Raw genomic sequence first — 25,950 nt, forward strand, 5'->3', positions numbered from 1 at the left:
TGTCAGATACCGATCGCCCCGGTGGGCGGACGGCCCGCGGTGGAGGTTTGCCTGCGCCTGTACCGGTCATCGTGCTGTCCCCGTTCGTCGAAGTCCCTTGACCCGGACCAGGATCCGGGGCGGCCGGGGACATCCGGCGCCCCACCCGCCCCGGGTGGGGCTACCCCCGGGAGCCTGCCCGCGCGATCACTTCATAACAACACGAACGATCGTGCTAATATCCTGCCGTCACCCTGACCCGCCAGCACCGTCTGGCCACTCTGAGGAGATCCGGAGAACCGGGCATGCACCCCATGGCTTCACTCCTGAGCACGACCCTCAACATCACCGCCCGGGTCGCCCCGGGACCGGTCGGGCGGGTGGCGTTCGCGCTGTTCGTGCGGCCGCTCGGCCGGCCGAAGGTGAAGCCCGGCGAAGCGGAGGTCATGGCCCGGGCCGTGACGGGCCGGCTCGTCGTGGACGGGATACCCGTGACCACGTACCGCTGGGGCGACGGCGACCGGCCGGTGCTCATCGTGCACGGCTGGACCTCGCGCGCCTCGCGCTTCGCCGGGTTCGTCGAGGCGCTGCTGGCCGAGGGCCGGACCGTGGTCTCCTTCGACGCACCCGGTCACGGCGCGTCCGGCGGCCGGGCCACCACCATCCTCCGGCAGCGCGAGATCATCCGCCGACTGCACGCGCAGTACGGGGAGTTCTCGGACGTCCTGGCCCACTCCTTCGGGGTGGTGGCCACCTTCTTCGCGCTGCGGGACGGGATCCGGGCCGACCGGATCGTCGGCATCGGCGCCATCGCCGACTTCGACTTCCTCGCCGCGCGGTTCCGCGCGATGCTGGGCGTGAACCAGGCCGTCGAGGACGCCATGCGGCGCCACATCCAGCGCAGGCTCTTCCCGTCCGAGCCCGACATCTGGCCCCGCTTCGACGCGCGGCGCCACCCCGAGGAGATCCCCTCGCAGATCCTGCTCGTGCACGACGCGGACGATGACACCGCGGACCCCGGCCAGTCCCGCGCCCTCGCGGCGGCCTACGGGGAGCGGGCCCGCCTGATCGAGACGAGCGGACTGGGCCACCGCCGCATCCTCCTCGACCCACACGTCATCGCGACCACCGTCGAGTTCCTCAGCGCGACCGCGTCACAGACCCGTGCGGCGAGCCCGGCCGAGACCACTGAAGCCACCCGATGACGTCCACCCATCCCGAGCCGGTCATCGTGCCCGAGCCGAGCACCGCGCCCGATTCCGGGCGGCGAGGGGCCGAGGGCGGCCCCGGGGGCGGGCGGGTGCTCGCACTTGCCAGTGCCGTCACCTTCCTCGCCTTCCTCGACGCCACCGTCGTGAACGTCGCCTTCCCCGACCTGCGCCGGGCCTTCCCCGAGGTGTCGCTGGCCCGCCTGACCTGGGTCGTCAGCGCCTACGCCGTACTGTTCGCCGCCCTGCTCGCCGCGGCCGGCCGGCTCGCGGACACCCTCGGCCGCCGGACCCTGTTCCTCGGCTCGACCCTCGCCTTCACCCTGACCTCGCTCGCCGCCAGCGCTGCCCCCACCGCCGAGCTGCTCATCCTGGCCCGCGCCCTCCAGGGAGCGGCCGCCGCCGGGATGATCCCCGCCGCGCTGGGCCTCGTACTCGCCCACACCCCGCCCGCCCGCCGGGCCTCCGCCCTCGGCGCATGGTCGGCGGCGGGCGGACTGGCCGCCGCCGTCGGCCCGAGCATCGGCGGACTGCTCGTCGAGTGGTGGGACTGGCGTGCGATCTTCCTCATCAACGTCCCGCTCGGCCTGGCCGTCTGCTGGGCCGCCGCCCGCGTCATCCCCCGGGAGCCCCGCACCGGACGCCGGCTCCCCGACCCCGTCGGTACGACGGCCCTCGCCCTCGGCATCGCAGGAGTGGTGGCCGGGCTCTCCCAGGGCACGGAGTGGGGCTGGACCGACCCGAAGGTGCTCGCCCTGGTCATCGGCGGCGCCCTGGCGGGCACCCTCGCGCTGCGCCGCTCGCGCAGCCATCCCGCCCCGGCCGTCGACCGGGACCTGTGGCGCGACCCGCTGTTCGCCCGCGCCAACATCGGAGCCCTGCTCTTCGGCGCCGCCATGTACGCGTGGCTGCTGACCGGGCCGTCCTACCTCATCGAGCGCTGGAACTACTCGGTCCTGCAAGCGGGCTTCGGCGTCACACCGGGCGCCGTCCTCGCGATGGCCGGTGCCCTCTTCGTCGGCCGCCGGGTCCCCGCCCGCCTCCAAGGGGCCGCCGTCACCGTCGGATCGCTGCTCTTCGCCGCCAACGCCCTGCTGCTGTGGGGCTGGGTCGGGCAATCCACCTCGTACGCCCAGATCTTCCTGCCCGCAGGCCTCCTCGGCGGCCTCGGCATCGGGGTCGTGGTGACCGCGCTGTCCACGACGGCCTCGGCCGGCCTCCCGCCGCAGCGCTTCGCGGCCGGTACCGGCCTGCTGATGACGGCCCGCCAGCTCGGCGGCGCGCTCGGCGTCGCCGGCACGGCGGCCCTGCTCACCGGGTCCGGGCCGGGGGACCACTGGCGCGGAGTCTTCCTGCTGACCGCGGTCACCGCGCTGGGCGCGGCGGTCGCGGGCGGCTCGATGCGGCTCAGCGGTCGGGCGAAGCCGGCGCGGCCGGAAGGCTGACGGCCGGGGCGTCGTCGGCGGAGAAGCCGGCGGCCGGAAACGCGAGTACGGGCGGCCGCTCCGGGAGTTCCTCCGGGGCGGCCGTCGCCGCGCGCAGCCGGGCGAGGATGCCCCGCGCGGCCCGGTCGTAGGCCGTGGTGTCCTCGTGCAGCACGGAGTGCGCGTTGGCCAGCTCCATCATCGCCATGATCTCGAAGGCGAGCTGCTCCACGTCCTCGACGCCGGCCGGCTCGCGGAACCCGCCCGTCAGCCGGGCCTCGTCGAGCAGCCGCTCGATGTACCGCGTCCAGTCGCCGCGGATCCCGGCGATCTCGTCGTGGACGGGCCCCGGACGCGAATCGAACTCGGCGGAGGCGGAGTAGAAGAAGCAGCCGCCGGGGAAGACACGGCGGCCGGAGTAGTCGAGCCAGCTCTCGCACAGCCGCCACACCTTGGCGAGCCCGGCGGGCTCGTTCCGTACGGGCCGTACGACCTGCTCGACGAAGACGGACCGGGCGGCCTGCACGGTGGCGAGCTGCAGCTCCTCCTTGGAACCGAAGAGGGCGAACACGCCGCTCTTGCTCAGCCCCAGATCCGTGGCGATCTTTCCCAGGGACAGCCCTTCCAGGCCGTCCACCGAGGCGATGCTCATCGTCCGCTCCAGGACCGTCCGCCGCGTCTGGTTCCCGCGCTCCACGCGTCCGTCTGCCATGCCGCCATGGTACCGAAATCATCGCACGCACGGTCGTTCACTCCGGGCTGTTGATCAGGCGTTGATCGGACGTCCATCGCCCCCGGACAGGCTCTGCGGCATGTCGATGAACACCACCGATACCGATACCGATACCGATACCGTCACCGCCGTCCCGGCCTGGTACGAGCTCGCCCTCTGCGCCCAGACGGGCCCGGGCTTCTTCTTCCCGGAGCCCGGCTCCTCACTGCGCGACGCGAAGCGGCTGTGCGGGGCCTGCGAGGGCCGCAAGCCCTGCCTGGACTACGCCATGGCCAATGACGAACGCTTCGGCGTCTGGGGCGGCCTGTCCGAAGCCGAACGCCAGGCCCTGCGCCGGCGCCCCTGACTTGACCTGACCTGACCGCCCGGCGACCTTCCCGGGCGGTCAGGTCAGGGCGGCGACGTCACCCCAGCACCTCCAGGATCCGCGAGGTCCCGGTGCCATTCGGCGGCGGCCCGGGCGGCCGGGGCCGGGGATCGGTGAAGGCGATCGTGTGCGCGACCGCCTCCAGGATGGCGGTGTAGGCGTCGGCGTGCCCGGTGGCCGCGCTGGTGAGGTCGAGCAGCAGCAGGTGGCGTCCGTCGGGATGCGCCGTGACGGCCCTGGCCAGGAACAGCCCCGGTCCGGTGCCGGGGACGGGGACGGGGAGGAGCCCGGAGACCAGGGCGCACGGGAGGCCCGAGGCCAGGTCGAGGAACCGGCGCGTCGAGCCGCTCCCGAAGGCGGACCGGGCCAGCGCCAGGGCCATCCGCGCCACGCCGGCCCCGGCCCCGGCGTCCTCGGTGCGCCGGACGGCGAGGGAGAACAGCGAGGTGGACACGGTCTGCGGACCCTCGGGGTGGAGGCCGACCGAGGTGTGGACCAGGTGCAGTCCGGGCTGACCGGCGAGTTCGTCGAGGCAGTCCATCAGCCGGCCGAGCTGTGACCCCGCGCCGGCACCGGCTCCGGCTCCGGCGCCGGCCCCCCCACCCGCACCCGCACTGTCGCCCTCGCCGTCGCCGCTGCTGTCGCCCAGATCCCCCAGGGCTTCGGCGACCTCCTCCAGGGCGTCCCGGTCCTCGGGGCCGATGTCGTGGAACCCGGGCGGCAGCCGGAACCAGACCGGTGGGACGGGGTGGTTCGTCACGGCTGCACCAGCGTCCAGAGACGGGCCGACCTCGCGACCGTGGACGGACCGTCCTCCACCGCGACACGGGCGCCGTCCACCGCCGTGGAGCCGCGGTCCACGGCCTCGTCGTCGCCGGTGTAGTCGGCGGCGGCCGTGGCCGCTCCGGTGCCGGCCACCGCCACCCCCACCCGCTCCCTGACCTCGGGGGTCGACGACCGCAGGGCCCAGGAGGCGAGCGGGCTCTCCACCTTGCGCAGTTCGTCCGCCGTGTTCCATGTCGTGCGGGCGAACGCCCCCGCGCCCGGTGAGACGCCCGCCAGGGCGCCCGCCTCCGGGACCGCCATGGCCGCGCGGGCGGCGACCGTACCGGCCCTCGCGCCCGAGGCGACGGCGGCCACGCCCGGGACGGCGCCGAGGCCGTCGCCGAGCAGCGTCACGCCGTTCTTCCAGAACGCGGCGTCGAACTTGCCCCGGGTGAAACCGTCGGCCAGCGGCTTGCGGAAGCCGGGGTCCGCGAGGTGCGCGGTCAGGGCGGCCAGCGAGAGCCCGCCGGCGACCAGCATGACCGCCATCCCGGCCGGCGGGAAGAAGAGGGCGACGGCCGCACCGGCGGCTCCCAGAATGGCCGCCGCGTTCGAGAGGGCGTCCGCCGGATTGTCGACGATCTTGTTCCAGACCGACTCCAGCACCCCGGGCTCCTTCGGCGCCAGCCGCTCGGCCGTCGCGGTCAGCGTGTCCGCCACCCGGCGGGCCGCCGCAGAGTGCTCCGAGGCCAGCTCACCGGCCATCCGGCGGGCATCGGTGAGGGCCGCGTCGGTGGTGGCCGCGGCGGCCTGGGAGGCGTATCGGGAGGCCAGGGCGCGGTGGGCGGCCAGGGTGTCGTGCCAGCCGGCCAGTCGGCGCGCGGCCTCCGCCAGCGAGGTGTGGGCCGCGCGCAGGTGGCGGGGGAGCTCCCGCGACAGCGAGGCGCGGAAGGCGGTGGCGGCCTCGCCCTGCCAGGCGGAGCTGTGGGAGACCAGGGCGTCGACGACGCGGGAGGTCTCCGCGAGGCGGTCTGCCGAGGAGCGGAGCTTCTTGGCCAGGGCCAGGACCGCGAGCGGGCTCCCCGGGGCCGGGTCGAAGCCGAGCGCGGAGAAATCGGCGGCCGGGGAGTCAGCCACGGGCGGGCGCCGCCTGCCGGAAGGCCGCACGGATGGCCTCGTCGAGCTCCGCGTACCCGGCGGCGCTACGGCGCACGCCTTCGCGTACGGCCTTGATCCGCCCGGCGAGCTCCTTGGTGCCGTGGCCCCATCTTTCCTGGAAGCCGTCGCACGCCGCGTCGAGGTCCGCCGTGCCCAGCTGGTCGGCCCGTACGTGGTCCAGCTCCCGCCGGGCCTCGCGCAGGGCGGTCAGCGAGGTGTCCAGGGCGTTGGTGAGGCGGGTCAGCTGGTCGATCTCGACCTGGAGCGGCGTCATGGCGGTCATGACGCGAAACCCTGGCAGAGCGGGGCTCTGCCAGGGCAATCGTCGTCACCCGCCCGAGCGAGCGGAATCAGGTCAGGTCGTGGCGCAGGGCCGGATCAGGCCTTGCGGGCCGCGATGCGCGCCGCGCGGGCGGCCAGCCGCTCGTCGAACTTGCGGGCCTCGGAGTCCAGGCCGTTCATGAAGAGACCGAGCTCCTCCTGGGCCTTCTGCCCGTCCGGGCCGAGACCGTCGATGTCCATGATCTTCAGGAAGCGGATCACGGGGCTCAGCACGTCGTCGTGGTGGATCCGCAGGTTGTAGACCCCGCCGATCGCCATCTGCGCGGCCATGCGCTCGAAGCCGGGCATGCCGTGTCCCGGCATCCGGAAGTCGACCACGACGTCCCGTACGGCCTGCATCGTCAGGTCCGGGGCGATCTCGAAGGCCGCGCCCAGCAGGTTGCGGTAGAAGATCATGTGCAGGTTCTCGTCCTGCGCGATGCGGGCCAGCATGCGGTCGCAGACCGGGTCACCGGACTGGTGGCCGGTGTTGCGGTGCGAGATGCGGGTCGCGAGCTCCTGGAAGGCCACGTACGCCACGGAGTGCAGCATCGAGTGGCGGTTGTCGGATTCGAACCCCTCCGACATGTGCTGCATCCGGAATGCCTCGAGCTTGTCCGGGTCCACGGCGCGCGAGGCCAGCAGGTAGTCGCGCATCACGATGCCGTGGCGGCCCTCCTCGGCGGTCCAGCGGTGCACCCAGGTGCCCCAGGCGCCGTTGCGGCCGAAAAGGGAGGCGATCTCGTGGTGGTAGCTGGGGAGGTTGTCCTCCGTCAGCAGGTTCACGACGAGCGCGATCTTGCCGATCTCGGTGACCTTGGACTGCTCCGGGTCCCAGGCTTCGCCGTCCTCGAAGAAACCGGGGAAGTTCCGGCCGTCGCTCCACGGGACGTACTCGTGGGGCATCCAGTCCTTGGTGACCGTCAGATGGCGGTTGAGTTCCTTCTCGACCACCTCTTCCAGCGCGAACAGCAGCTTGGCGTCCGTCCACGCCTCCGAGCTGCCGAGGTGGGGAGAGGTGATCGTCACGGGTACTCCTGAGTGCAAAGCGAATTACCTACGGTTCCGTAGCCTACGGAGTCGTAGGTTAAGCGCGACATCAAGACCAGCCAAGCCCCAGGGATGGGTCTGTCCAGTTACATCCCGCTATCTGTGCAGTTTGAAGGGGGCGTGGCGTGGCTTGAAGGGACCAAAGTCACGCCAATAGGTGGTCCGCGGCTCCCGCCTTGACGGCCGAGATCAGCGCACGGAGCGCGTCGATCGAGTCGGTGACGTAGGCGGCGGACTCGGTGGTTCCGATGTACGCCTTCCCCTCGGCGTCCCGCCCGAAGCGGAAACAGTTCGCCCCCTCGCTGCAGAATGCCTCGTCCCAGGCGATGCCGGCCGTCGCCGACGGGGTCGCCGGTGTGGTCGCGGTCGTGGTCGTCGTGCCCATGTCGTTCTCTCGTCTCCTCGTCGGATCCGTCTCTGTGGTCAGTCAGCCGGTCGGCCGGTCGGCCCGGTCAGAGGGTCTGTGCGATGGCGCGGATGAAATCGCGGGAGTCGCGGGCCGGCAGCGCCAGGGAGCGCAGCCGCTCCAGCAGGCCCCGGTAGCGGAGCAGCTTCATCTGCGAATCCAGCAACATCGAGCCGTGCGAACTGTCCAGCTGCACGGTGTCCAGCTCGCTGATCGTGGCGGCCGCGTACGTGAAGGACTGGCCGGCGCCGGGGAACCCGCCGGCGGTGAACGGAATCACGCGCACGGTCGTGCGCGCCCGCTCCGACTGCTCCAATATGTGCTCGAGCTGCGCGCGTGCCACCTTCGGGCCGCCGAACTGCATGCGCAGCGCCGCCTCGTGCACGACCGCCTCGTACAACGGCGGTGCCTCGCGCGCGAACACCTGCTGGCGGTGCATCCGCAGGGCGAGCCGCGCCTGCAGGTCGGGTTCGGGCAGGGGCGGGTCGGCGGTGTCGAAGACGGCTCGCGCGTGGGCTTCGGTCTGCAGCAGCCCCGGTATGTGCGTGGTCACGGCGGTGTGCAACGCGACGGAGTGGTGCTCCAGTTCGCAGATGTCCAGGAGTGCGGGCGGCAGCATTCCCCGGTGCTGCTCCCACCACCCCTTGTCGCGCTCCTGGGCCATCGAGGCGAGCAGGTCGACCAGCCCCGTGTCGGGGCAGTCGTAGTTGAAGGCGAGGGTGCGGACACGCTCGGCGCCGATCGCGATCCGGCCGGATTCGATGTTGGGGATCCGGGTGCGGTCCACGCCCATGAGCGCCGCCGCCTGCTGCACCGACATGCCCGACTGCTCGCGGAGTTTGCGCAGCTCGGAGCCCAGGCGCTGCTGGCGCGCAGTCGGCGTACTCCTCGGTGGCACGGGTCCCCTCTCCTCCGGTCGGGGGCATGCGGGAGCGCCCTCGTGAGTCCGGAAATGCCATGAGAAAACATCAAGTGGTCGTACAAGTAGTAGCACTGTGCACCACGTTGCGCTACGGTCGGTAGCGCAAGTCTCACACGGGGCGACCTCCAGCTCTTGTATGACCACACGGCCGTCCACGCATTCAGTACCTCAGAACCTTGGAGCAGCACGATGACGGGCACTCTCCGTGGCCTGCGGTCGGTCCACGAGTTCCGGCAGGCCCCGCCAGGGGCGGAGAAACTGAGCTACTCCATAGGCCTGCCGGGCGGAGCCCACTGTGCGGGCAGCGCCCGTGGCGCCCTGCGGTCCCTGCTCGACCGGCACGGACTGGCCGACCTGTGCGACACCGCGGCGCTCGCCGCCTCCGAACTCGTGGCCTGTGCCTACCGGTTCACGCCCGACAAGGAGATGGTGCTCAAAGTCCGCTGGCAGTTCGACGCGCTGCGGATCGTCGTCTTCGACCAGCACCCGGCGCACTCCTCGCCCGAGGCGAGCGAGGAGTGCCGGCGCCGGCGCAGCCGCGGGATGTGGCTGCTCGCGTCGGTGGTGGAGTCCTGCGGCGGGGACTGGGGGCTCACCCCGGTACTCACCCCGATGGGGGGCACCAAGTCCTGGGCGTTAGTGCCCATGCCGCGTTAGCGCACGCCCCTCCGTTCGGGCTGCCCGTTCGGGCCGCCAGTTCGGGCCGCCCGTTCAGATCGCCCGTTCAGATCGCCCGTGCACGTCGCCCGTGCCCCTCACGCGTGACCGTGCCCCTCACCCGTGCGCGTCACCCGTGCCCGTCACCCGTCCACAGCGACCGGTGGACCTCCTCGGCCGTCGTCGGTCGCAGCCCGTCGTCGAGCAGCAGCCACCGCGTGACGCCGATCGATTCCAGGAACGGCACGTCATGGCTCGCCACCACGAGCGCCCCTTCGTAGGAATCCAGGGCGTCGGTCAACTGCCGTACGCTTCCCAGGTCCAGGTTGTTCGTCGGCTCGTCCAGCATGAGCAGCTGCGGGGCCGGCTCCGCGAGCAGCAGCGCCGCCAGCGTCGCCCGGAACCGCTCGCCGCCCGACAGCGTGCCGGCGGGCCGGTCCGCCCGCGCACCCCGGAACAGGAAGTGCGCGAGCCGCGCCCGGATCAGGTTGTTCGTCGCGTGCGGGGCGAACCGCGCCACGTTCTCCACGACCGAGCGCTCGTCGTCCAGCACGTCGAGCCGCTGCGGCAGGAACCGGGCCGGGACATGGGTCACCGACTCGCCCGACAGCGGGGCAAGTTCCCCCGCGATCGTGCGCAGCAGGGTGGTCTTGCCCGAGCCGTTGGCCCCCACCAGCGCGATCCGCTCCGGACCGCGCAGCTCCCACTCGCCCGGGATCGCGCCGCCGTGGACCGGGTGCAACCCGCTCAGGGTGAACACGCGGCGGCCCGGCGGGACCTGGGTGGCGGGCAGCTTGATCCGGATCTCGGCGTCGTCGCGTACCGCCAGCTCCGCCTGGTCGAGGCGTTCCTCGGCCTCCGCCAGCTTCTCGGTGTGCATGATGCGGTGCTTGCCCGCCGACTCCTGCGCCGCACGCTTGCGGGCGCCCATGACGATCTTCGGCTCGCGCTTGCTGTCGAACATCTTCTGGCCGTACCGCTTGCGCCGGGCCAGTTTGGCGTGCGCCTGCGCCAGCTCGCGCTTCTGGCGCTGTACGTCGCCCTCCGCGACCCGGACCATCCGCTCGGCCGCCTCCTGCTCGGCCGCCAGCATCTCCTCGTAGTCCGTGAAGTTGCCGCCGTACCAGCGGATTTCGCCTTCGCGCAGGTCGGCGATCTGATCGACCCGGTCCAGCAGCTCCCGGTCGTGGCTGACCAGGAGCATCACCCCGGACCAGGATTCGACGGCCGCGTACAGCCGGCGCCGGGCCCGCAGGTCGAGGTTGTTGGTGGGCTCGTCAAGCAGCAGGACGTCCGGGCGGCTCAGCAGCAGAGCCGCCAGCCGGAGCAACACGCACTCCCCGCCCGACAGTTCGCCGGTGGTGCGGTCCAGGCCGATCCGGCCAAGCCCGAGCTGGTCGAGCGTGGTGAGGGCCCGCTCCTCCACGTCCCAGTCGTCGCCGACCGCCGCGAAGTTCGCCTCGGTCGCCTCGCCCGCCTCGATGGCCTGCAGGGCGGCCCGGGCGGTGTGGACGCCGAGCGCCTCGTCGACCCGTAGGGCGGTGTCGAAGGTGACGGTCTGCGGAAGCTGGCCGACGGTGCCGGACACGGCCAACTGGCCGCCGCTCGGGTTCAGTTCCCCTGAGATGAGCTTCAGCAGGGTGGACTTCCCGCAGCCGTTGCGCCCGATCAGGCCGGTACGCCCGGGGCCGACGGTCAACTGGAACCCCTCGAAGACGGGCGTTCCGTCGGGCCAGTCGAAGGACAGGTCGGAGCAGGTGATGAAGGTGGGAGCAGGACTCATGGAGGCCTCCAGGTTGCGTGAGTGGTGAGTGCAACGCGGGGGAGACACAGGGGACCGCGGGTGAGGGCGGTGGTCGGTGTCTCGGACCTCAGAGGAACAACGTCCTGCTCCGTTTCGACGGCGATGGGGCGTCTACGAAGCTACGGGGCGGCCTGAGCCGCCGGCAAACGAATTACGCGGGTCAGCAGGAGCCGCGCATCAGGTCGGCGAGGCTCTGGTCCATGTCGAGGTACAGGTGCTCCAGGCCGGGCGGCACGATCGTGGAGGCCCGCTCCAGGAAGCGGTGCAGCTCCGCCGTCACCATCAGCACGATCGCGACCCCCTCGGGGGCGTGGAACTCCACGGTGGTCCGGTCGGCGTCGTACGGGCGCACGCGCACGTCCCCGCAGCCGGAGGGGCGGCGCAGCCCGGACTCCAGCAGCTCGCGGGAGAAGGTCCACGAGACCTCGACGCCCTCCAGCGTCGCGGGAGCGGGGAAGGCCATCCGGACGGCGAAGGGATCCGACCGGTCGTAGCAGAACGTGACCGGTACGGTGTCGACCTTCGGCGCGGTGGCGACCAGTCGGGCCTGCACGGCCTGCTCGATGACAGTGATCAAGGCTCGCTCCCTTGCGGCGGATCTCGTGCCGGACCGCGGGGTGGGGGCCCGGCAACGGGATAGACGCGCGATTCGGCGAATCCGTGCACGCGACCTGGAGTGAGCTGTGTCACCGAATGGCCTGAACACGCCTGTGTGATCGCACAGGGTGACGGGTGGCGCGGGCATCCGGGACCCGTCCGCAGGCCCCGGAGCGCTCGCAGTACGGCCGGTTCCCGCTCACTCCACAGGCCCAAAGCGCGCTGCAGACCACCCGCCGGCGACCCGTCCGCACCCCGCTACACCGCCGGGTTCTCCCGTACCGTCGCCAGGTCCGCGGACGTCTTCGTCGCGATGAACTCGGTGATCCGGTAGGCGCAGACGCCCGCCATCGTGAAGGGGTCCTCGGCCGCGATCTTCTCGATCTCCGCGCGGGAGATCCCGCCGGCCAGGATCACGCCCCCGTCGCGCGGGACCTTGCGGCCCGAGGCGAGGAAGATGCCGGCGGCGTAGTAGCCGTCCAGCCAGGCGATGTGCGCGTCCATCTCCTCTTCGACGGCTTCGACGGGCGCGGTGTAGGTGAGCTCCATGACGAACATGATCGCCAGGCTACTCTCGCACCACGATGACGAGTGCGAAGAGCCCCGCCGACGAGGCCGAGGCCAAGGCGATACAGGACGAACTGCGCGACCGGGTCGTCCTGGCCGAAACCGGACCCCCGCCCGGCGAAGGGCTGATCGCAGGTGTGGACGTGGCCTACGACGACGAGCGCGACCTCGTGGCCGCCGCGGCCGTCGTGCTCGACGCCGCCACCCTGAAGGTCGTCGAGGAGGCCACCTCCGTCGGCCGCGTCAGCTTCCCCTACGTACCCGGCCTGCTCGCCTTCCGTGAACTGCCGACCGTGCTCGCCGCGCTGGAGTCACTGACGGTCACGCCCGCTCTGGTCGTCTGCGACGGCTACGGGCTGGCCCACCCGCGCCGCTTCGGGCTCGCCTGCCACCTCGGGGTGGTCACCGGGCTGCCCGCCATCGGGGTCGCGAAGAACCCCTTCACCTTCACCTACGAGGAACCGGGCGCCCGGCGCGGGGACCTCTCCCCGCTCCGCGCACCCGACGGCGAGGTCGTCGGCCGGGCGCTGCGCACGCAGGACGGGATCAAGCCCGTGTACGTATCGGTGGGCCACCGGGTCTCCCTGGACAACGCCTGCGCGCACGCCCTGGCGTTGAGCCCCCGCTTCCGGATCCCGGAGACCACCCGGCACGCCGACTCCCTGTGCCGGCGGGCCCTGCGCGAAGCCACCGCGTAGGGCCGCCCCGGGCCGTCCGTGCGACGCCTCAGGCGCAGGCGGCCACCCGGGAGACGCCTCAGTCGGAGGCCGCCACCCGGAAGCGGATGCCCGCCTTCCGGAGCCGGTCCAGCAGGGCGTCGCCCATCGCCACGGCGGTGGTCAGCTGGCCGGAGAGCTCGGGCAGGGCGTCGTAGGCGAGGCAGAGCGCGGACTCCGCGAACATCTTCGCGGTCTCCCCGTACCCCGGGTCGCCGCCCGAGACCTCGGTGAAGACCCGGCGGCCGCCGCCCTCGCCCACGAACCGCACGCTGAACCAGCTGCGCGCCCGCCGCTCCGCGTCCGGGCCCCGGCCCGGCTCCCAGCGGTCCGCGAGCCACTGGCGCACCGGCGGGATCTGCGCGAGGGCGGCCACCCCGCCGACCGCCGCCGTACCGCCCACCGCGACGGGCAGGTGCCGTACGGAGGCGTAGTGGCGGTAGCGGAAGTCCGGGCCGTACCGCTCCAGCGCCGCCGCCGAACGGGCCACGACCTGGACGTCCAGGACGGGCAGCGGCAGGGCCCAGGTGCCGGTCTCCCGGCTGAAGCGCGGTGCGCCCACGGGGACCCGTACCCGCCGGCCCAGCAGCCGGGGCTCGTGCATCCGGCGCGCGCGGGCGGCGGCCAGGTTCTGCGGTCCGCGGCCCAGTGCGGTGAGCACCGTGGTGAAGGTGCCTCCCGAGAACAGGGCGTTGGAGCGCAGGAACGCGTCCACGGTCAGCGGGACCCCGGCCGGCAGCTGCTGGACCGTGAAGTACGCCCCGAGGTCGGCCGGGATGGAGTCGAAGCCGCAGGCGTGCACGATCCGGGCGCCGCTCTCGCGGGCCCGCGCGTCGTGCTCGACGTACATCCGGTCCACGAACTCCGGCTCGCCGGTCAGGTCCAGGTAGTCGGTGCCCGCCGCGGCGCAGGCCGCCACCAGCGGGGCCCCGTACCAGACGTACGGCCCCACGGTGGTGGCCAGCACCCGGGTGGAGGCGGCCAGTTCGCGCGTCGCCGCGGCGTCCTGGGCGTCCGCTTGCAGCAGCGGCAGGTCCGCGCAGCGCGGGTCGAGGGCGGTCAGCCGTTCGCGCAGCCGCTCCAGCTTCGCGAGGTCGCGTCCGGCCAGGGCCCAGCGGCAGTCCGCGGGGGCGTGCGCCGCGAGGTACTCGGCGGTCAGCGCCCCCACGAACCCGGTCGCGCCGAAGAGCACGAGGTCGTACTCCCGTTCCGCGGTGCGCGGTTCGTGCCGGACAGCTGCGTTCATCGGGAGCCTCCCAGACGGTGTCGGTGGTGGCTGAGGCTAGCGGGTGTCATCCCTTCGGCGAACGGCACCCCGGTCCCGGCCCTCCCCCCGGCACTCCCCCCGGCCCGCCACCGGCGCGGGCCGGGCGGGATCCGCAGGGGACGGCCTAGCGTGGGGAGGGACGGTCCGCGCGCGGGTGCGGCCCGCGACGAGTGGAGGTTCGCGTGAAGGCTGGGGTGCGCACGTGGGAGGCGGTCCGGGAGTTCGCCCTGGGGCTGCCGCAGGCGCGGGAGGAGTTTCCCTGGGGTCCTGAGGACTGTGTCGTGAAGGTCAACAAGAAGATCTTCGTCTTCCTCGGGAACACCGACGGCCCGTCGCCCGGGATCTCCGTGAAGCTCAAGGACGAGGCGCTGCACGGTCACGCCATGACCGCGCCCGGTGCGGAGCCGACCGGATACGGGCTGGGGAAGGCCGGCTGGGTCTCCGTGCCGCTGGGGGAGAAGGGGGCGCCCTCCGCCGAGGTGCTGTGCGAATGGGTGGAGGAGAGCTACCGGACCGTGGCGCTGAAGCGGGACCTCAAGGAGCTCGACGCACGGGGAAACGGGCCAACCGGCTAAGCGCTTGCTCTTGTGCTGAGTGGAACAGGTTCCTAGCATCACTGGTGTTACATCAGTTGTGTCACACAGTGGCGGCAGTGGTGCCACCGGATGCTGGGGGCTCGATGGCAGTGACAGGGAACGTGACGGGGAGCGTGCCCGGGAGGCGCGGGGGCCCGCTCGCGGGCGTGCGCGTCGTCGAGCTGGCGGGCATCGGGCCGGGCCCGTTCGCCGCCATGCTCCTCGCCGACCTGGGGGCCGACGTGGTGCGGGTGGACCGGCCCGGCGGCGGCGGGCTGGCCGTGAACCCGGCCTTCGACATCACCAACCGGAACAAGCGCTCCGTCCTCGTCGACCTGAAGTCCGCCGACGGCCCGGCCCGCGTGCTGGACCTGGTCGAGCGGGCCGACGTGCTCATCGAGGGCCTCCGTCCCGGGGTCGCCGAACGGCTCGGCGTGGGCCCCGCCGACTGCCACGCCCGCAATCCCCGGCTCGTCTACGGCCGGATGACCGGCTGGGGCCAGGACGGCCCGCTCGCCCACACCGCCGGGCACGACATCGCGTACATCGCCGTCACCGGCGCCCTCGGCATGATCGGCAACCCGGGCGAACCCCCGGCCGTCCCCGCCAACCTGGTCGGTGACTACGCGGGCGGCTCGCTCTACCTCGTCATCGGCGTGCTCGCCGCCCTCCAGCACGCCCGCACCCCCGGCGGCAGCGGCCAGGTCGTCGACGCGGCCATCGTCGACGGCACCGCCCACCTCACCGCCATGATCCACGGGATGATGGCGGCCGGCGGCTGGCAGGACCGGCGCGGGGCCAACCTGCTCGACGGCGGCTGCCCCTTCTACGGCAGCTACGAGACCTCCGACGGCGGGTACATGGCGGTCGGCGCGCTGGAGCAGCAGTTCTACGACACCTTCGTGGAGCTCCTCGGCATCAAGGACCAGGCCCCCGCCCGCAAGGACCTGGCCCGCTGGGGCGAGCTCCGCGAGGCCGTCGCCGCGCGCTTCAAGACCCGTACCCGCGAGGAGTGGACGGCCGTCTTCGAGGGGACCGACGCCTGCGTGGCGCCCGTGCTCTCGCTGCGCGAGGCCCCGCACCACCCGCACCTGGCCGCCCGCGGCACCTTCGTCGAGGCCGCCGGGATCACCCAGCCGGCCCCCGCGCCCCGCTTCTCCGCGACCCCGGCCACCGCCGTGAGCGGGCCCGCGCTGCCGGGCGCGCACACGGAGTCGGTGGCGGCGGACTGGGGCGTACCGGCGCTGCTCGGCAAGGAGTCCGACGCCTGATGGAACTCTCGATGATGCTCGACCACTCCGCGGCCCCGCGCCGCGCCGCCGACGCGGCGGCGGAGCTGGAGGCGGCCGGGCCGAGCCGCAGACCCGGCTCGTCGAAACCGTCAAGAACCGGCTCTAGGGGGCCCTTGAAATGAAACGCCAGCTCTTCGACGCCGACCACGAGGCATTCCGCGAGACCGTCCGCACCTTCCTCGCCAAGGAGGTGCTGCCGCACTACGAGCAGTGGGAGAAGGACGGGATCGTCAGCCGCGAGGCCTGGCGGGCCGCCGGCCGGCAGGGGCTGCTGGGCCTGGCCGTCCCGGAGGAGTACGGGGGCGGCGGCAACACCGACTTCCGCTACGCGGCCGTGATCGCCGAGGAGTTCACCCGGGCGGGCGCCGCCGGGCTCGCGATCGGCCTGCACAACGACATCATCGGGCCCTACCTGACCTCCCTGGCCACCGAGGAGCAGAAGCGCCGCTGGCTGCCCGGCTTCTGCTCCGGCGAGATCATCACCGCCATCGCGATGACCGAGCCGGGCGCGGGTTCCGACCTCCAGGGCATCCGGACCACCGCCGAGGACGCGGGCGACCACTGGGTGCTCAACGGCTCCAAGACCTTCATCTCCAACGGCATCCTCGCCGACCTGGTGATCGTGGTCGCCAAGACCACCCCCGAGGGCGGGGCGCACGGGATGTCGCTGCTGGTCGTGGAGCGCGGCACCGAGGGCTTCGAGCGCGGCCGCAACCTCGACAAGATCGGCCAGAAGGCGCAGGACACGGCCGAGCTCTTCTTCAACGACGTGCGCGTCCCCAAGGAGAACCTGCTCGGCGAGCTGAACGGCGCCTTCGTCCATCTGATGACCAATCTCGCGCAGGAGCGGATGGGCATCGCGATGGCCGGCATCGCCGCTGCCGAGTACCTGCTGGAGATCACCACGCAGTACGTGAAGGAGCGCGAGGCCTTCGGGCGGCCGCTCTCCAAGCTCCAGCACATCCGCTTCGAGATCGCGGAGATGGCCACCGAGTGCGCGGTCACCCGTACCTTCCTCGACCGCTGCATCACCGACCACTCCAACGGGGAACTGGACCACGTCCACGCCTCGATGGCGAAGTGGTGGGCCACCGAACTCCAGAAGCGGGTTGCCGACCGCTGCCTGCAACTGCACGGCGGATACGGATACATGACCGAGTACCGGGTCGCGCGGGCCTTCACCGACGGCCGCATCCAGACCATCTACGGCGGAACGACCGAGATCATGAAGGAGATCATCGGTCGTTCCCTGCTGGGCTGACCCCCGCAGACTTCCCCCTGCCTCCGCACCCCCGAAAGGCTTGACCAGTGAGCACCGAAGCGTACGTATACGACGCGATCCGCACGCCGCGCGGCCGCGGCAAGGCCAACGGTTCCCTGCACGGCACCAAGCCGATCGACCTGGTCGTCGGCCTCATCCACGCCCTGCGCGAGCGCAACCCCGGCCTGGACCCCGCCACCATCGACGACATCGTGCTCGGCGTCGTCGGTCCGGTCGGCGACCAGGGATCCGACATCGCCCGGATCGCGGCCATCGCGGCCGGACTCCCGGACACCGTGGCCGGCGTGCAGGAGAACCGCTTCTGCGCCTCCGGCCTGGAAGCCGTCAACATGGCCGCGGCCAAGGTCCGCTCCGGCTGGGAGGACCTGGTCCTCGCGGGCGGCGTCGAGTCGATGTCCCGCGTCCCGATGGCTTCGGACGGCGGCGCCTGGTTCAACGACCCGATGACCAACTGGGACGTCAACTTCGTCCCGCAGGGCATCGGCGCCGACCTGATCGCCACGATCGAGGGATTCTCCCGGCGCGACGTGGACGAGTACGCGGCCCTGTCGCAGGAGCGCGCCGCCGCCGCCATCAAGGACGGCCGCTTCGCCAAGTCGGTCGTCCCGGTCACCGACCGCAACGGCCTGGTCGTCCTGGACCACGACGAGTTCGTCCGCCCGGGCACCACCGCCGACACCCTCGCCCGGCTGAAGCCCTCCTTCGCGGACATCGGCGAACTCGGCGGCTTCGACGCCGTCGCGCTGCAGAAGTACCACTGGGTCGAGAAGATCGACCACGTCCACCACGCGGGCAACTCCTCCGGCATCGTCGACGGCGCCTCCCTCGTCGCGATCGGCTCCCGCGAGGCGGGAGAGCGAAACGGCCTCACGCCCCGCGCCCGGATCGTCTCGGCCGCCGTCTCCGGCTCCGAGCCCACCATCATGCTCACCGGCCCCGCCCCGGCCACCCGCAAGGCCCTCGCCAAGGCCGGCCTGACCATCGACGACATCGACCTGATCGAGATCAACGAGGCCTTCGCCGGCGTCGTGCTCCGCTTCGTCAAGGACATGGGCGTCTGTCTGGACAAGGTCAACGTCAACGGCGGCGCCATCGCGCTGGGCCACCCGCTCGGCGCCACCGGCGCGATGATCCTCGGCACCGTCGTCGACGAACTGGAGCGCCAGGACAAGCGCTACGGCCTCGTCACCCTCTGCGTCGGCGGCGGCATGGGCGTCGCCACCATCGTCGAGCGGCTCTGAAACCCGTCCTGATCCCCTGATCACTGATCCCTGATCCCACCCCTGACACGGAAGTTGCGAACATGAGCGAGTCCACCACGATCCGCTGGGAACAGGACGAGACCGGCGTCGTCACCCTGGTCCTCGACGACCCCGACCAGTCCGCCAACACGATGAACCAGGCCTTCAAGGACTCGATCGCGGCGATCGCGGAGCGCGCCGAGGCCGAGAAGGACTCCATCCGCGGCATCATCTTCACCTCCGCCAAGAAGACCTTCTTCGCGGGCGGTGACCTCAAGGACATGATCCGGCTCCGCCCCGAGCACGCGCAGCTGGCCTTCGACACGGGCACCGCCATCAAGGCCTCGCTGCGCCGCATCGAGACCCTCGGCAAGCCCGTGGTCGCCGCCATCAACGGCACGGCCCTCGGCGGCGGTTACGAGATCTGCCTGGCCTCCCACCACCGCGTGGCCCTCGATGCGCCCGGCTCCAAGATCGGTCTGCCCGAGGTCACCCTCGGCCTGCTCCCGGCCGGCGGCGGCGTCACCCGCACCGTCCGCCTCATGGGCATCGCCGACGCGCTGCTGAAGGTGCTGCTCCAGGGGACCCAGTACAGCCCCCGGCGCGCGCTGGACAACGGCCTGGTGCACGAACTGGCCGCCACCCCCGAGGAGATGCTCGCCAAGGCGCACGCCTTCATCGACGCGAACCCGGAGTCGAAGCAGCCCTGGGACGTCCCCGGCTACAAGATCCCGGGCGGTACCCCGTCGAACCCGCGGTTCGCCGCCAACCTCCCGGCCTTCCCGGCCAACGTGAAGAAGCAGCTGAACGGGGCCCCGTACCCGGCCCCGCGCAACATCCTGGCCTGCGCCGTCGAAGGCGCCCAGGTGGACTTCGAGACGGCCCTGACCATCGAGGCCCGCTACTTCACCGAGCTGGTCACCGGACAGACCGCCAAGAACATGATCCAGGCGTTCTTCTTCGACCTCCAGGCCGTCAACGCCGGCCGCAGCCGACCGCAGGACGTGGCGCCCCGCAAGGTGACCAAGGTGGCCGTCCTCGGCGCCGGCATGATGGGCGCGGGCATCGCCTACTCCTGCGCGCGCGCCGGCATCGAGGTGGTGCTGAAGGACGTCACCCCCGAGGCCGCCGCCAAGGGCAAGGCGTACTCCGAGAAGCTGCTCGACAAGGCCCTGGCCCGGGGCCGCACGACCGAGGCCAAGCGCGCCGAGCTGCTCGCCCGGATCACCCCGACCGCCGAGCCCGCCGACCTCGCGGGCTGCGACGCCGTCATCGAGGCCGTCTTCGAGGACACCGCCCTGAAGCACAAGGTGTTCCAGGAGATCCAGGACTTCCTCACCCCTGACGCGCTGCTCTGCTCCAACACCTCCACGCTGCCCATCACGGGCCTTGCGGAAGGGGTTTCGCGGCCCGCCGACTTCATCGGACTGCACTTCTTCTCGCCCGTGGACAAGATGCCGCTGGTCGAGATCATCAAGGGCGAGCGCACCGGCGACGAGGCCGTCGCCCGCGCCTTCGACCTCGTACGGCAGATCAACAAGACCCCGATCGTGGTCAACGACTCGCGCGGGTTCTTCACCTCGCGGGTCATCGGCCAGTTCATCAACGAGGGCGTCGCCATGGTCGGCGAGGGCATCGAGCCCGCCTCCATCGAGCAGGCCGCGGCCCAGGCCGGGTACCCGGCCAAGGTGCTGTCCCTGATGGACGAGCTGACCCTCACGCTGCCCCGCAAGATCCGCAACGAGACCCGCAAGGCCTTCGAGGCCGAGGGCCGGGACTGGCAGGAGCACCCGGCCGACACCGTCATCGACCGGATGGTCGACGAGTTCGGGCGCCCCGGGCGCAGCGGCGGCGGCGGGTTCTACGCGTACGACGAGAACGGCAAGCGCGCCGGGATCTGGCCGGGGCTGCGCGAGCACTTCGCACAGCCCGGCGGGGAGATCCCGTCCGCCACCGTGCCTTTTGAAGACATGAAGGAGCGGATGCTCTTCTCCGAGGCGCTGGACACCGTCCGCTGCTTCGACGAGGGGGTGCTGACCTCGTACGCCGACGCCAACATCGGTTCCATCATGGGCATCGGCTTCCCGGCCTGGACCGGTGGCGTGATCCAGTACATCAACGGCTACGAGGGCGGCCCGGCGGGCTTCGTGGCCCGCGCCCGGGAGCTGGCCGAGAAGTACGGCGAGCGCTTCACCCCGCCCGCCTCCCTGGTGGCGAAGGCCGAGCGGGGAGAGACGTACGCCGACTAGCGCGGAGTCCCGGGCCCGCCGACCTGCGGGTCCGGGGCGCCCTGCGGTCGGGGGCCGGCGTCGCTCAGGAACGCGAACGCTCCCCGCTCCCCGGCGCCGTCCGGGGCGGGCCAGCCGGCCAGCACCTGCCCGCGCAGGCCCTGCCCGGCGGCGGCCCCGGGGCGCAGCACCCGGGTCACGGTCAGGGTCAGCGCCGGGTCCTGCCCCGCCGGGCCCACCGCGACGACGGTGGCCTCGGTGGTGTCGGCCACCTCCCCGGGGCCCGTCAGACCGACCGGTACTCCGGCCCCCTCCGAGCGGACCTCGACGGTCGGGTCGGGAGTGGCGGTCGCGCTCTGGGCCTGGGCGACCGTCCGGCCCGCGAGGAGCGTCAGCAACTGCTCGACCAGGACCGGGTCGTGGGTGCCGTCGTAGACCCAGCGCTTGCCCAGCACCCCGTGTTCGAGGGTGCCGACCAGGCCGGCCTCGGCGCCCGCCAGCGGGCTGCCCCGGTAGGTGAGGGGGACCTGGTAGGAGACTGGCACGTGCCCGGAGCCGTCGGTGACCACCATGAACTCGATGCCGACCTCGCCCTCGGGGTCGTCGAGTCGGAAGCCGCCCGCCTTGGCGAGAGCGGCGGTGCCCGTCGCCCCCTGGTACCAGGGCCGGGAGGGGAGCCAGTCGGCCAGGAGCTCCAGTTTGGTCGGGCGCAGCGTGGTGTGGTGGATGACTGCCATGGCACGAACCTACCCCCGGTCAGGGCAGTGTCCAGAACACTTCCGTCACGAGGTAGAAGACGGCGACCCAGAACACGGTCAGCGCGGCGACGATGCCGCCGCCGGCGAGGTTGGTCCTGGCGGTCGATTCGTTCGGCGGCGGCCGCAGCCACCGTCTGAGCAGCCGGTTCACATAGTGGGGCATCGTGAAGAAGCTCATGATGAAGCTCGACAGCAGGTTCCCCACGAGCAGTCCGAACCAGAACGGCATGCCCAGCGGATGCAGGGCGAGGGACAGCAGCACGACGGTCGGGTAGAGCCCGACCCAGACCGCGATGGAGGTCTTGGTCTCCGAGGGCGGCGGCGCCTCCTTGCCGTTCTCCTCGAAGGCGAACCAACTGCCGAACGAGTTGTCGATCGTGCGCATTCTGAAGTCGTCGAACTTCTCCCCTTCGGCGAGCATCTCCCGCCGCTTCGCCGACGTCAGCCAGGCGTCCAGGTGCTCGGCGTTGTCATAGCGGTACAGGGTGGTCCACTCGTCCTGAACGCCTTCGACGGGGCGGAATATCTCCGTGCCGCGAAACCCTTCGAACTTGCCCTCCTCCTGGCTTATGCGCTCCTGCCACGCAAGGAAGTCGTCGACGTTGTCCGGGTGGACGCGGTGGCTCACCACCACGGTCACGAGCGGGTCCGTCGGCTGCGTGCCGCCGCTGATCACCTGCTGGGTGGCGGGACCGTCGAAGTAGTGCGCGCCGACGTCCAGGAGCCGCTGCCTGGTCGCGCCGTTCATCCAGGCCTGCAGATGGGCCACCGAGTCGAACCGGTAGACGATCACCCAGTCGGGCTGCAGGGCGGTCGGCTTGGTCACCTCGGCGCCGAGGTGACCGGCGTAGCGGGCGGCGGCGGCGTTGACCTCCTCCTGCCATTTCTCGTACGCCCGCTCCATGCCGGGGCGGACCTTCCGGCCGATGATGACCGTCGCCCCGGCGTCCGTCTGCCCTTTGGCCGTCATCGCCGCGTCCCCGTCCGCGCCGAGCGGCTCTCCACGAGGCGGCCGTAGATCCGTTCCGGGGTGAGGGGCAGGGCGCGGTAGCGGATGCCCGTGGCGTCGCGGAGCGCGTTCGCCAGGGCGGGGGCCACCGGGTTGATGCAGCACTCCGCCATCCCCTTCGACCGCATGGCCCCGACGGAGTCCGAGGAGCCCACCAGGAGCACGTCGGTGCGGGGCACGTCGGCGTAGGTGGGGATGCGGTAGTTGCGGAGGTTCGGGTTGGCCATGACCCCGTCGGCGTCGACCTGGAAGTTCTCGGTCAGCGCGAACCCGATGCCCTGGGCGACACCGCCTTCCACCTGTCCGCGTACCTGTTCCGGGTTGATGAGCACACCGGCGTCGGTCGCCTGGACGCTGTACAGGATTCGGATCTCACCCGTCACCGGGTGGACGGCGATGCGGAAGCCCTGCGTATTGGAGGTGACGCTGCGGGGCGAGCCGTACGCCTTTCGGGCGGCCGTGAACCGGATGCCGCGCGCCCGGGCCGTGGCGACGAGGGTGGCCAGCGAGACGCGCTCGTCCCCGCAGACGACGTCGTCGTCGTCCATCGAGCACATCACGACGTGCACGCCCGTGTGGGAGGCGGCGAAGTCCAGGATGCGGTCCCGCACCGCGTTGGCCGCCCGGAGGACCGCGTTGCCGGCCACGAAGAGTCCGGCGCTCGCGAAGGCGCCGGTGTCGAATCCGGTGCGGTCGGTGTCGGACTGCACCAGGCGGATCCGCGACGGCGTCGTACCCAGCTGGTTGGCCGCGATCTGGACGTGCGCGGTCGACGTGCCCTCCCCGAACTCGACGGTGCCGACGGCCAGCTCGTACACGAGGTCGTCGCCGAGCGTGAGCCAGGCCTCGGAGACGTGTTCGGTCGGGGGCGCGGTCTCGTGCATGGAACTGGCGAAGCCGACCCCGACGAGCCATCCGGGGCCGGGGGAAGGCTGGTCGGCCGTACGGGCCAGCTCGCCGGCCACGAGGTCGATGCACTTGCCGAGGCCGTCCTCGGTGAACACCACATCGTCGGGCCCGTCGTGGAGGGCTACGAGCGGCTCGCCCGGGCGCACGATGTTGCGGCGTCGCAGTTCGAGCGGATCCATGTGCAGCGCGAGGGCCAGTTCGTCCATCGCCGATTCCACGGCGAAGGCCGGCTGGGTCATTCCGTAACCGCGCAGGGCGCCGCTCGGAACGGTGTTCGTGTAGACGGAGAAGGCGTCGTACTTCTTGTTGGGGCAGCGGTAGATCATTACGGCGGCGCCGCCCGCGTACAGGGTCTCGCCGCCGTGGTTGCCGTAGGCGCCCGTGTTGGACATGTTGCGGACCTGGAAGGCGGTCAGCGTGCCGTCGGCCTTCGCGCCGAGCTTGACCGTCAGCTTCATGGGATGCCGGGGCGAAGCCGTGGTGAACTCCTCCTCGCGCGTGTACTCGAAGCAGACGGGCCGCCCGGTGTCGAGGGTGGCGAGCGCGGCCAGGTCCTCCGAGATGACCTCCTGCTTGCCGCCGAAACCGCCGCCGACACGTTTGCAGAACACGCGGAGCTGGTCCGGGCGCAGCGCGAACAGGTAGGCCAGCTTGACCTTCGCGATCGACGGAGACTGCGAACTGGTGCGGACGTTCAGCTGCCCGTCCTCCATCCAGGCGATCGAGCCGTGCGTCTCCAGATGCGCGTGTTGTACGCGCGGTGAGAAGTACGTGCCCTCGTGGATCACGTCGGCGGCGGCGAAGCCCGCGCCGACATCACCGATGTGCGAGTGGATCTCCAGCAGGAGGTTGTGGACGTAGTCGCGGGCGAACGGGTCCTCCGAGCCGTGCAGTTGCGGCGCCCCGTCCGTCATGGCCTCCTCGGGGTCGAAGACCGCCGGCAGCACCTCGTACTCCACGGCCACCTTCCGGCAGCCCTCCTCGGCCGCTCCGACCGTGTCGGCGAGCACCGCGACGACGCGCTGGCCGACGAAGCGGACCGTGCGGTCGAGGATGTAGGTGTCGTCCGGATCGACGAGGTGGTCGGTGTGGATCGCCGTGGTGAAGCGCTTGCGCGGCACGTCCTCCCAGGTGTAGACGCGGTGCACGCCGGGGACCGCGAGCGCGGCGGTCTTGTCGATCGAGAGGATGCGGGCGTGCGCGTGGGGCGAGCGCAGCACCTTGAGGTGCAGCATGCCCTCCATGCGGGTGTCCATCGTGAACTCGGCGCGACCGGTCACCACGTCGTCGGCCGCCGGCGCGCCGACGCTCGTTCCGACGGCCCGTCCCGGCGCGGCGCTCTGCACACTGGCGACGCCCTTCACCGCGTCCTCGATCGCCCGGTAGCCGGTGCAACGGCAGAGATTGCCCTTCAACGCCCGTGGCAGGTCCGCCTTCTGGGCCTCGGTGAACGTCGCCGAGGTCATGATCATCCCCGCGGTGCAGAAACCGCACTGGAATCCCGGGGCGTCCCGGAAACGCCGCTGCACGGGATGCAGGTCCTCGGGTGATCCGAGACCCTCGATCGTGGTCACCTCATGGCCTTCCGCGCGGAAGGCGGGTGTGATGCAGCTGTGGACCGCAGTGCCGTCCAGCCACACGGTGCACGCGCCGCAGTCGCCGGCGTCGCATCCCTTCTTGACGCCGAAGTGGCCGAGCGCGCGCAGGAACGTACGCAGACACTGGCCGGGGTCCGGTTCCTCGGAAAAGCTCCTGCCGTTCACGGTGTAGGTCATGCCGGGCCCCCAGCCATGAGGTCGTGGCGGATCTCTTCGGCGAAGTGCAGGGTCAGGTGGTGGCGGTGGTCCGGGGTTCCGTTGGGGTCGGCGAACCAGACGTCGGCAGGGAGGGCGTTGATGCTCTGCTGCAGGGCGCGGGCATCGGGCATGGTTTCGAAAGCGATGCGCACCGGGCGTGTGGTGCCGGCGGTCACGGTGAGCAGGAGGCCGCTCGTTCCCGGCGTTCGCGTGCCGACGAGAAAGACGGTCGAACGGCCGAGGTGGGTCAGCGTGAAGAGGCGGTGCGCGGTGAGCCCCCGCAGGGCGCGTGCCGGAACGCGGATGCGCCGCAGTATTTCCCCGGGAGCGAGGACGTTCCGGTTGTTCCCGGTCACGAAGTCGAGCGCATCCACGGCGCGCACCGAACCGTCGGGGGCCCACAGCTCGTACTCGGCTTCGAGCGCGACCGTCAGCGTGATCATGGGGCCGGCCGGCAGGGACATGCAGATGTTTCCGCCGACGGTCGCCGCGTTCCAGACCTTGAACGAGGACAGGAACGCTTCGCAGCTCCGCGCGATGAGGGGGCCGGCGATCCAGTCGGCCGGCGGTGTGAAGGCGTAGAGGTCCCGGATCGTGCACGTGGCGCCGATCTCGAGGCCCCGTTCGCTCGGCACGAGGGGATCCCAGCCCAGGGCTGTCAGGTCTACCAGGCGGCGCAGGTCCGGCTGCTCGGCGGAGAACAGCCACGTCCCGCCCGCGAGCCAGGCATCGCCCTCGCGCCAGTCTGCGCCCGGCCGGTCGGACGGTTGGCGGACGACTTCGCCGATGGTGTTGAGGTCCATGAAACACCTGCCCGTGACGTGCAGGGGTGGCCGCCACTTCGAGCGGCAGAATGCGCTGGGGCCGCTGGGGCCGCTGGGGCCGCTGGGGCCGCTGGGGCTCACCCGCTCAGATCGGG

General features: G+C 71.7%; 25 protein-coding genes. 10 read left to right on the forward strand and 15 right to left on the reverse strand.

Translation table 11 applies throughout. The features are described from left to right. Nucleotides 1-293 precede the first annotated feature (293 nt). Complete coding sequence (locus MTF69_RS28160) at nt 294-1,184, forward strand: alpha/beta hydrolase (protein ID WP_243338957.1); 891 nt, start codon at nt 294-296, stop codon at nt 1,182-1,184. Further along, entirely contained in the window at nt 1,181-2,632 is a 1,452-nt protein-coding gene (locus tag MTF69_RS28165) for a DHA2 family efflux MFS transporter permease subunit (protein WP_243338958.1), read from the forward strand. Before MTF69_RS28160 ends, MTF69_RS28165 begins: the two co-directional genes overlap by 4 nt. On the opposite strand, the gene MTF69_RS28170 is transcribed toward MTF69_RS28165, so the two are convergent. Beyond that, nucleotides 2,595-3,323, reverse strand: coding sequence for a TetR/AcrR family transcriptional regulator (locus tag MTF69_RS28170; RefSeq protein WP_243338959.1), 729 nt, complete (start codon nt 3,321-3,323; stop codon nt 2,595-2,597). The two genes, MTF69_RS28165 and MTF69_RS28170, sit on opposite strands and share 38 nt — an antisense overlap. A gap of 100 nt (nt 3,324-3,423) precedes the next feature. Here MTF69_RS28170 and MTF69_RS28175 point away from each other — a divergent pair, with 100 nt between their 5' ends. Beyond that, nucleotides 3,424-3,690: a WhiB family transcriptional regulator gene (locus MTF69_RS28175; protein WP_243338960.1), complete on the forward strand. Its 267-nt coding sequence runs from the start codon at nt 3,424-3,426 to the stop codon at nt 3,688-3,690. 58 nt (nt 3,691-3,748) lie between these two features. Here the strand turns inward: MTF69_RS28175 and MTF69_RS28180 are convergent, their stop codons facing one another. The 6 genes from MTF69_RS28180 to MTF69_RS28205 form a co-directional block, all read right to left on the reverse strand. Next, nucleotides 3,749-4,471 carry a hypothetical protein gene (locus MTF69_RS28180; protein ID WP_243338961.1) on the reverse strand — a complete coding sequence of 241 codons (723 nt, stop codon included), beginning with the start codon at nt 4,469-4,471 and terminating at the stop codon, nt 3,749-3,751. Beyond that, a complete protein-coding gene (locus MTF69_RS28185; protein ID WP_243338962.1) occupies nt 4,468-5,613 on the reverse strand; it encodes a hypothetical protein in 1,146 nt (381 codons plus the stop codon). The genes MTF69_RS28180 and MTF69_RS28185 overlap by 4 nt, the downstream gene beginning before the upstream one ends. After that, nucleotides 5,606-5,917 carry a hypothetical protein gene (locus tag MTF69_RS28190; protein ID WP_243338963.1) on the reverse strand — a complete coding sequence of 104 codons (312 nt, stop codon included), beginning with the start codon at nt 5,915-5,917 and terminating at the stop codon, nt 5,606-5,608. The genes MTF69_RS28185 and MTF69_RS28190 overlap by 8 nt, the downstream gene beginning before the upstream one ends. A gap of 95 nt (nt 5,918-6,012) precedes the next feature. Then, nucleotides 6,013-6,984 (reverse strand): acyl-ACP desaturase, encoded by a 972-nt coding sequence (locus tag MTF69_RS28195; protein WP_243338964.1) that lies wholly within the window; start codon nt 6,982-6,984, stop codon nt 6,013-6,015. A 166-nt stretch (nt 6,985-7,150) separates the two neighbouring features. After that, on the reverse strand, nt 7,151-7,390 hold the full coding sequence (locus MTF69_RS28200; RefSeq protein WP_308401466.1) for a hypothetical protein: 240 nt from the start codon (nt 7,388-7,390) through the stop codon (nt 7,151-7,153). Between the two features lie 67 nt (nt 7,391-7,457). Next, nucleotides 7,458-8,309 carry a helix-turn-helix transcriptional regulator gene (locus MTF69_RS28205; protein WP_243338965.1) on the reverse strand — a complete coding sequence of 284 codons (852 nt, stop codon included), beginning with the start codon at nt 8,307-8,309 and terminating at the stop codon, nt 7,458-7,460. 213 nt (nt 8,310-8,522) lie between these two features. Here MTF69_RS28205 and MTF69_RS28210 point away from each other — a divergent pair, with 213 nt between their 5' ends. Then, nucleotides 8,523-8,990, forward strand: coding sequence for an ATP-binding protein (locus tag MTF69_RS28210; RefSeq protein WP_243338966.1), 468 nt, complete (start codon nt 8,523-8,525; stop codon nt 8,988-8,990). A gap of 130 nt (nt 8,991-9,120) precedes the next feature. On the opposite strand, the gene MTF69_RS28215 is transcribed toward MTF69_RS28210, so the two are convergent. The 3 genes from MTF69_RS28215 to MTF69_RS28225 all read right to left on the reverse strand — a co-directional run bounded on the left by MTF69_RS28215 (nt 9,121) and on the right by MTF69_RS28225 (nt 11,949). Beyond that, the gene (locus MTF69_RS28215) at nt 9,121-10,773 is read right to left on the reverse strand and encodes an ABC-F family ATP-binding cassette domain-containing protein (RefSeq protein ID WP_243338967.1); all 1,653 of its coding nucleotides are present in this window, start codon (nt 10,771-10,773) and stop codon (nt 9,121-9,123) included. 181 nt (nt 10,774-10,954) lie between these two features. After that, on the reverse strand, nt 10,955-11,371 hold the full coding sequence (locus tag MTF69_RS28220) for an SsgA family sporulation/cell division regulator (protein ID WP_243338968.1): 417 nt from the start codon (nt 11,369-11,371) through the stop codon (nt 10,955-10,957). A gap of 278 nt (nt 11,372-11,649) precedes the next feature. Further along, entirely contained in the window at nt 11,650-11,949 is a 300-nt protein-coding gene (locus MTF69_RS28225; protein ID WP_243338969.1) for a YciI family protein, read from the reverse strand. Nucleotides 11,950-11,975: 26 nt separating this feature from the next. Here MTF69_RS28225 and MTF69_RS28230 point away from each other — a divergent pair, with 26 nt between their 5' ends. Beyond that, on the forward strand, nt 11,976-12,656 hold the full coding sequence (locus tag MTF69_RS28230) for an endonuclease V (protein WP_243338970.1): 681 nt from the start codon (nt 11,976-11,978) through the stop codon (nt 12,654-12,656). Nucleotides 12,657-12,714: 58 nt separating this feature from the next. Here the strand turns inward: MTF69_RS28230 and MTF69_RS28235 are convergent, their stop codons facing one another. Next, nucleotides 12,715-13,920, reverse strand: a complete 1,206-nt coding sequence (locus MTF69_RS28235; RefSeq protein ID WP_243338971.1) for a trans-acting enoyl reductase family protein — start codon at nt 13,918-13,920, stop codon at nt 12,715-12,717. A 191-nt stretch (nt 13,921-14,111) separates the two neighbouring features. On the opposite strand from MTF69_RS28235, the gene MTF69_RS28240 reads away from it, so the two are divergent. From MTF69_RS28240 to MTF69_RS28260, 5 genes are all read left to right on the forward strand, one after another. Then, the gene (locus MTF69_RS28240; RefSeq protein ID WP_243338972.1) at nt 14,112-14,516 is read left to right on the forward strand and encodes an MmcQ/YjbR family DNA-binding protein; all 405 of its coding nucleotides are present in this window, start codon (nt 14,112-14,114) and stop codon (nt 14,514-14,516) included. Between the two features lie 104 nt (nt 14,517-14,620). Continuing rightward, nucleotides 14,621-15,787, forward strand: a complete 1,167-nt coding sequence (locus tag MTF69_RS28245; RefSeq protein ID WP_243338973.1) for a CaiB/BaiF CoA-transferase family protein — start codon at nt 14,621-14,623, stop codon at nt 15,785-15,787. 139 nt (nt 15,788-15,926) lie between these two features. Further along, nucleotides 15,927-17,069 carry an acyl-CoA dehydrogenase family protein gene (locus tag MTF69_RS28250; protein WP_243338974.1) on the forward strand — a complete coding sequence of 381 codons (1,143 nt, stop codon included), beginning with the start codon at nt 15,927-15,929 and terminating at the stop codon, nt 17,067-17,069. 47 nt (nt 17,070-17,116) lie between these two features. After that, a complete protein-coding gene (locus MTF69_RS28255) occupies nt 17,117-18,331 on the forward strand; it encodes an acetyl-CoA C-acetyltransferase (protein ID WP_243338975.1) in 1,215 nt (404 codons plus the stop codon). A gap of 62 nt (nt 18,332-18,393) precedes the next feature. Next, entirely contained in the window at nt 18,394-20,580 is a 2,187-nt protein-coding gene (locus MTF69_RS28260; RefSeq protein ID WP_243338976.1) for a 3-hydroxyacyl-CoA dehydrogenase NAD-binding domain-containing protein, read from the forward strand. Here the strand turns inward: MTF69_RS28260 and MTF69_RS28265 are convergent. The 4 genes from MTF69_RS28265 to MTF69_RS28280 are packed head-to-tail and all read right to left on the reverse strand — an operon-like array spanning nt 20,577 to nt 25,834. Next, nucleotides 20,577-21,296: a 1,4-alpha-glucan branching protein gene (locus MTF69_RS28265; protein WP_243338977.1), complete on the reverse strand. Its 720-nt coding sequence runs from the start codon at nt 21,294-21,296 to the stop codon at nt 20,577-20,579. The genes MTF69_RS28260 and MTF69_RS28265 overlap by 4 nt on opposite strands. Nucleotides 21,297-21,315: 19 nt before the next feature. Further along, nucleotides 21,316-22,287, reverse strand: coding sequence for an antibiotic biosynthesis monooxygenase (locus MTF69_RS28270; protein ID WP_243338978.1), 972 nt, complete (start codon nt 22,285-22,287; stop codon nt 21,316-21,318). Then, on the reverse strand, nt 22,284-25,010 hold the full coding sequence (locus MTF69_RS28275; protein ID WP_243338979.1) for a molybdopterin-dependent oxidoreductase: 2,727 nt from the start codon (nt 25,008-25,010) through the stop codon (nt 22,284-22,286). The genes MTF69_RS28270 and MTF69_RS28275 overlap by 4 nt, the downstream gene beginning before the upstream one ends. Next, on the reverse strand, nt 25,007-25,834 hold the full coding sequence (locus tag MTF69_RS28280; RefSeq protein ID WP_243338980.1) for an FAD binding domain-containing protein: 828 nt from the start codon (nt 25,832-25,834) through the stop codon (nt 25,007-25,009). Before MTF69_RS28280 ends, MTF69_RS28275 begins: the two co-directional genes overlap by 4 nt. Nucleotides 25,835-25,950: the final 116 nt, after the last annotated feature.

Source organism: Streptomyces sp. AP-93, from assembly GCF_022808175.1.
GTDB lineage: Bacteria > Actinomycetota > Actinomycetes > Streptomycetales > Streptomycetaceae > Streptomyces.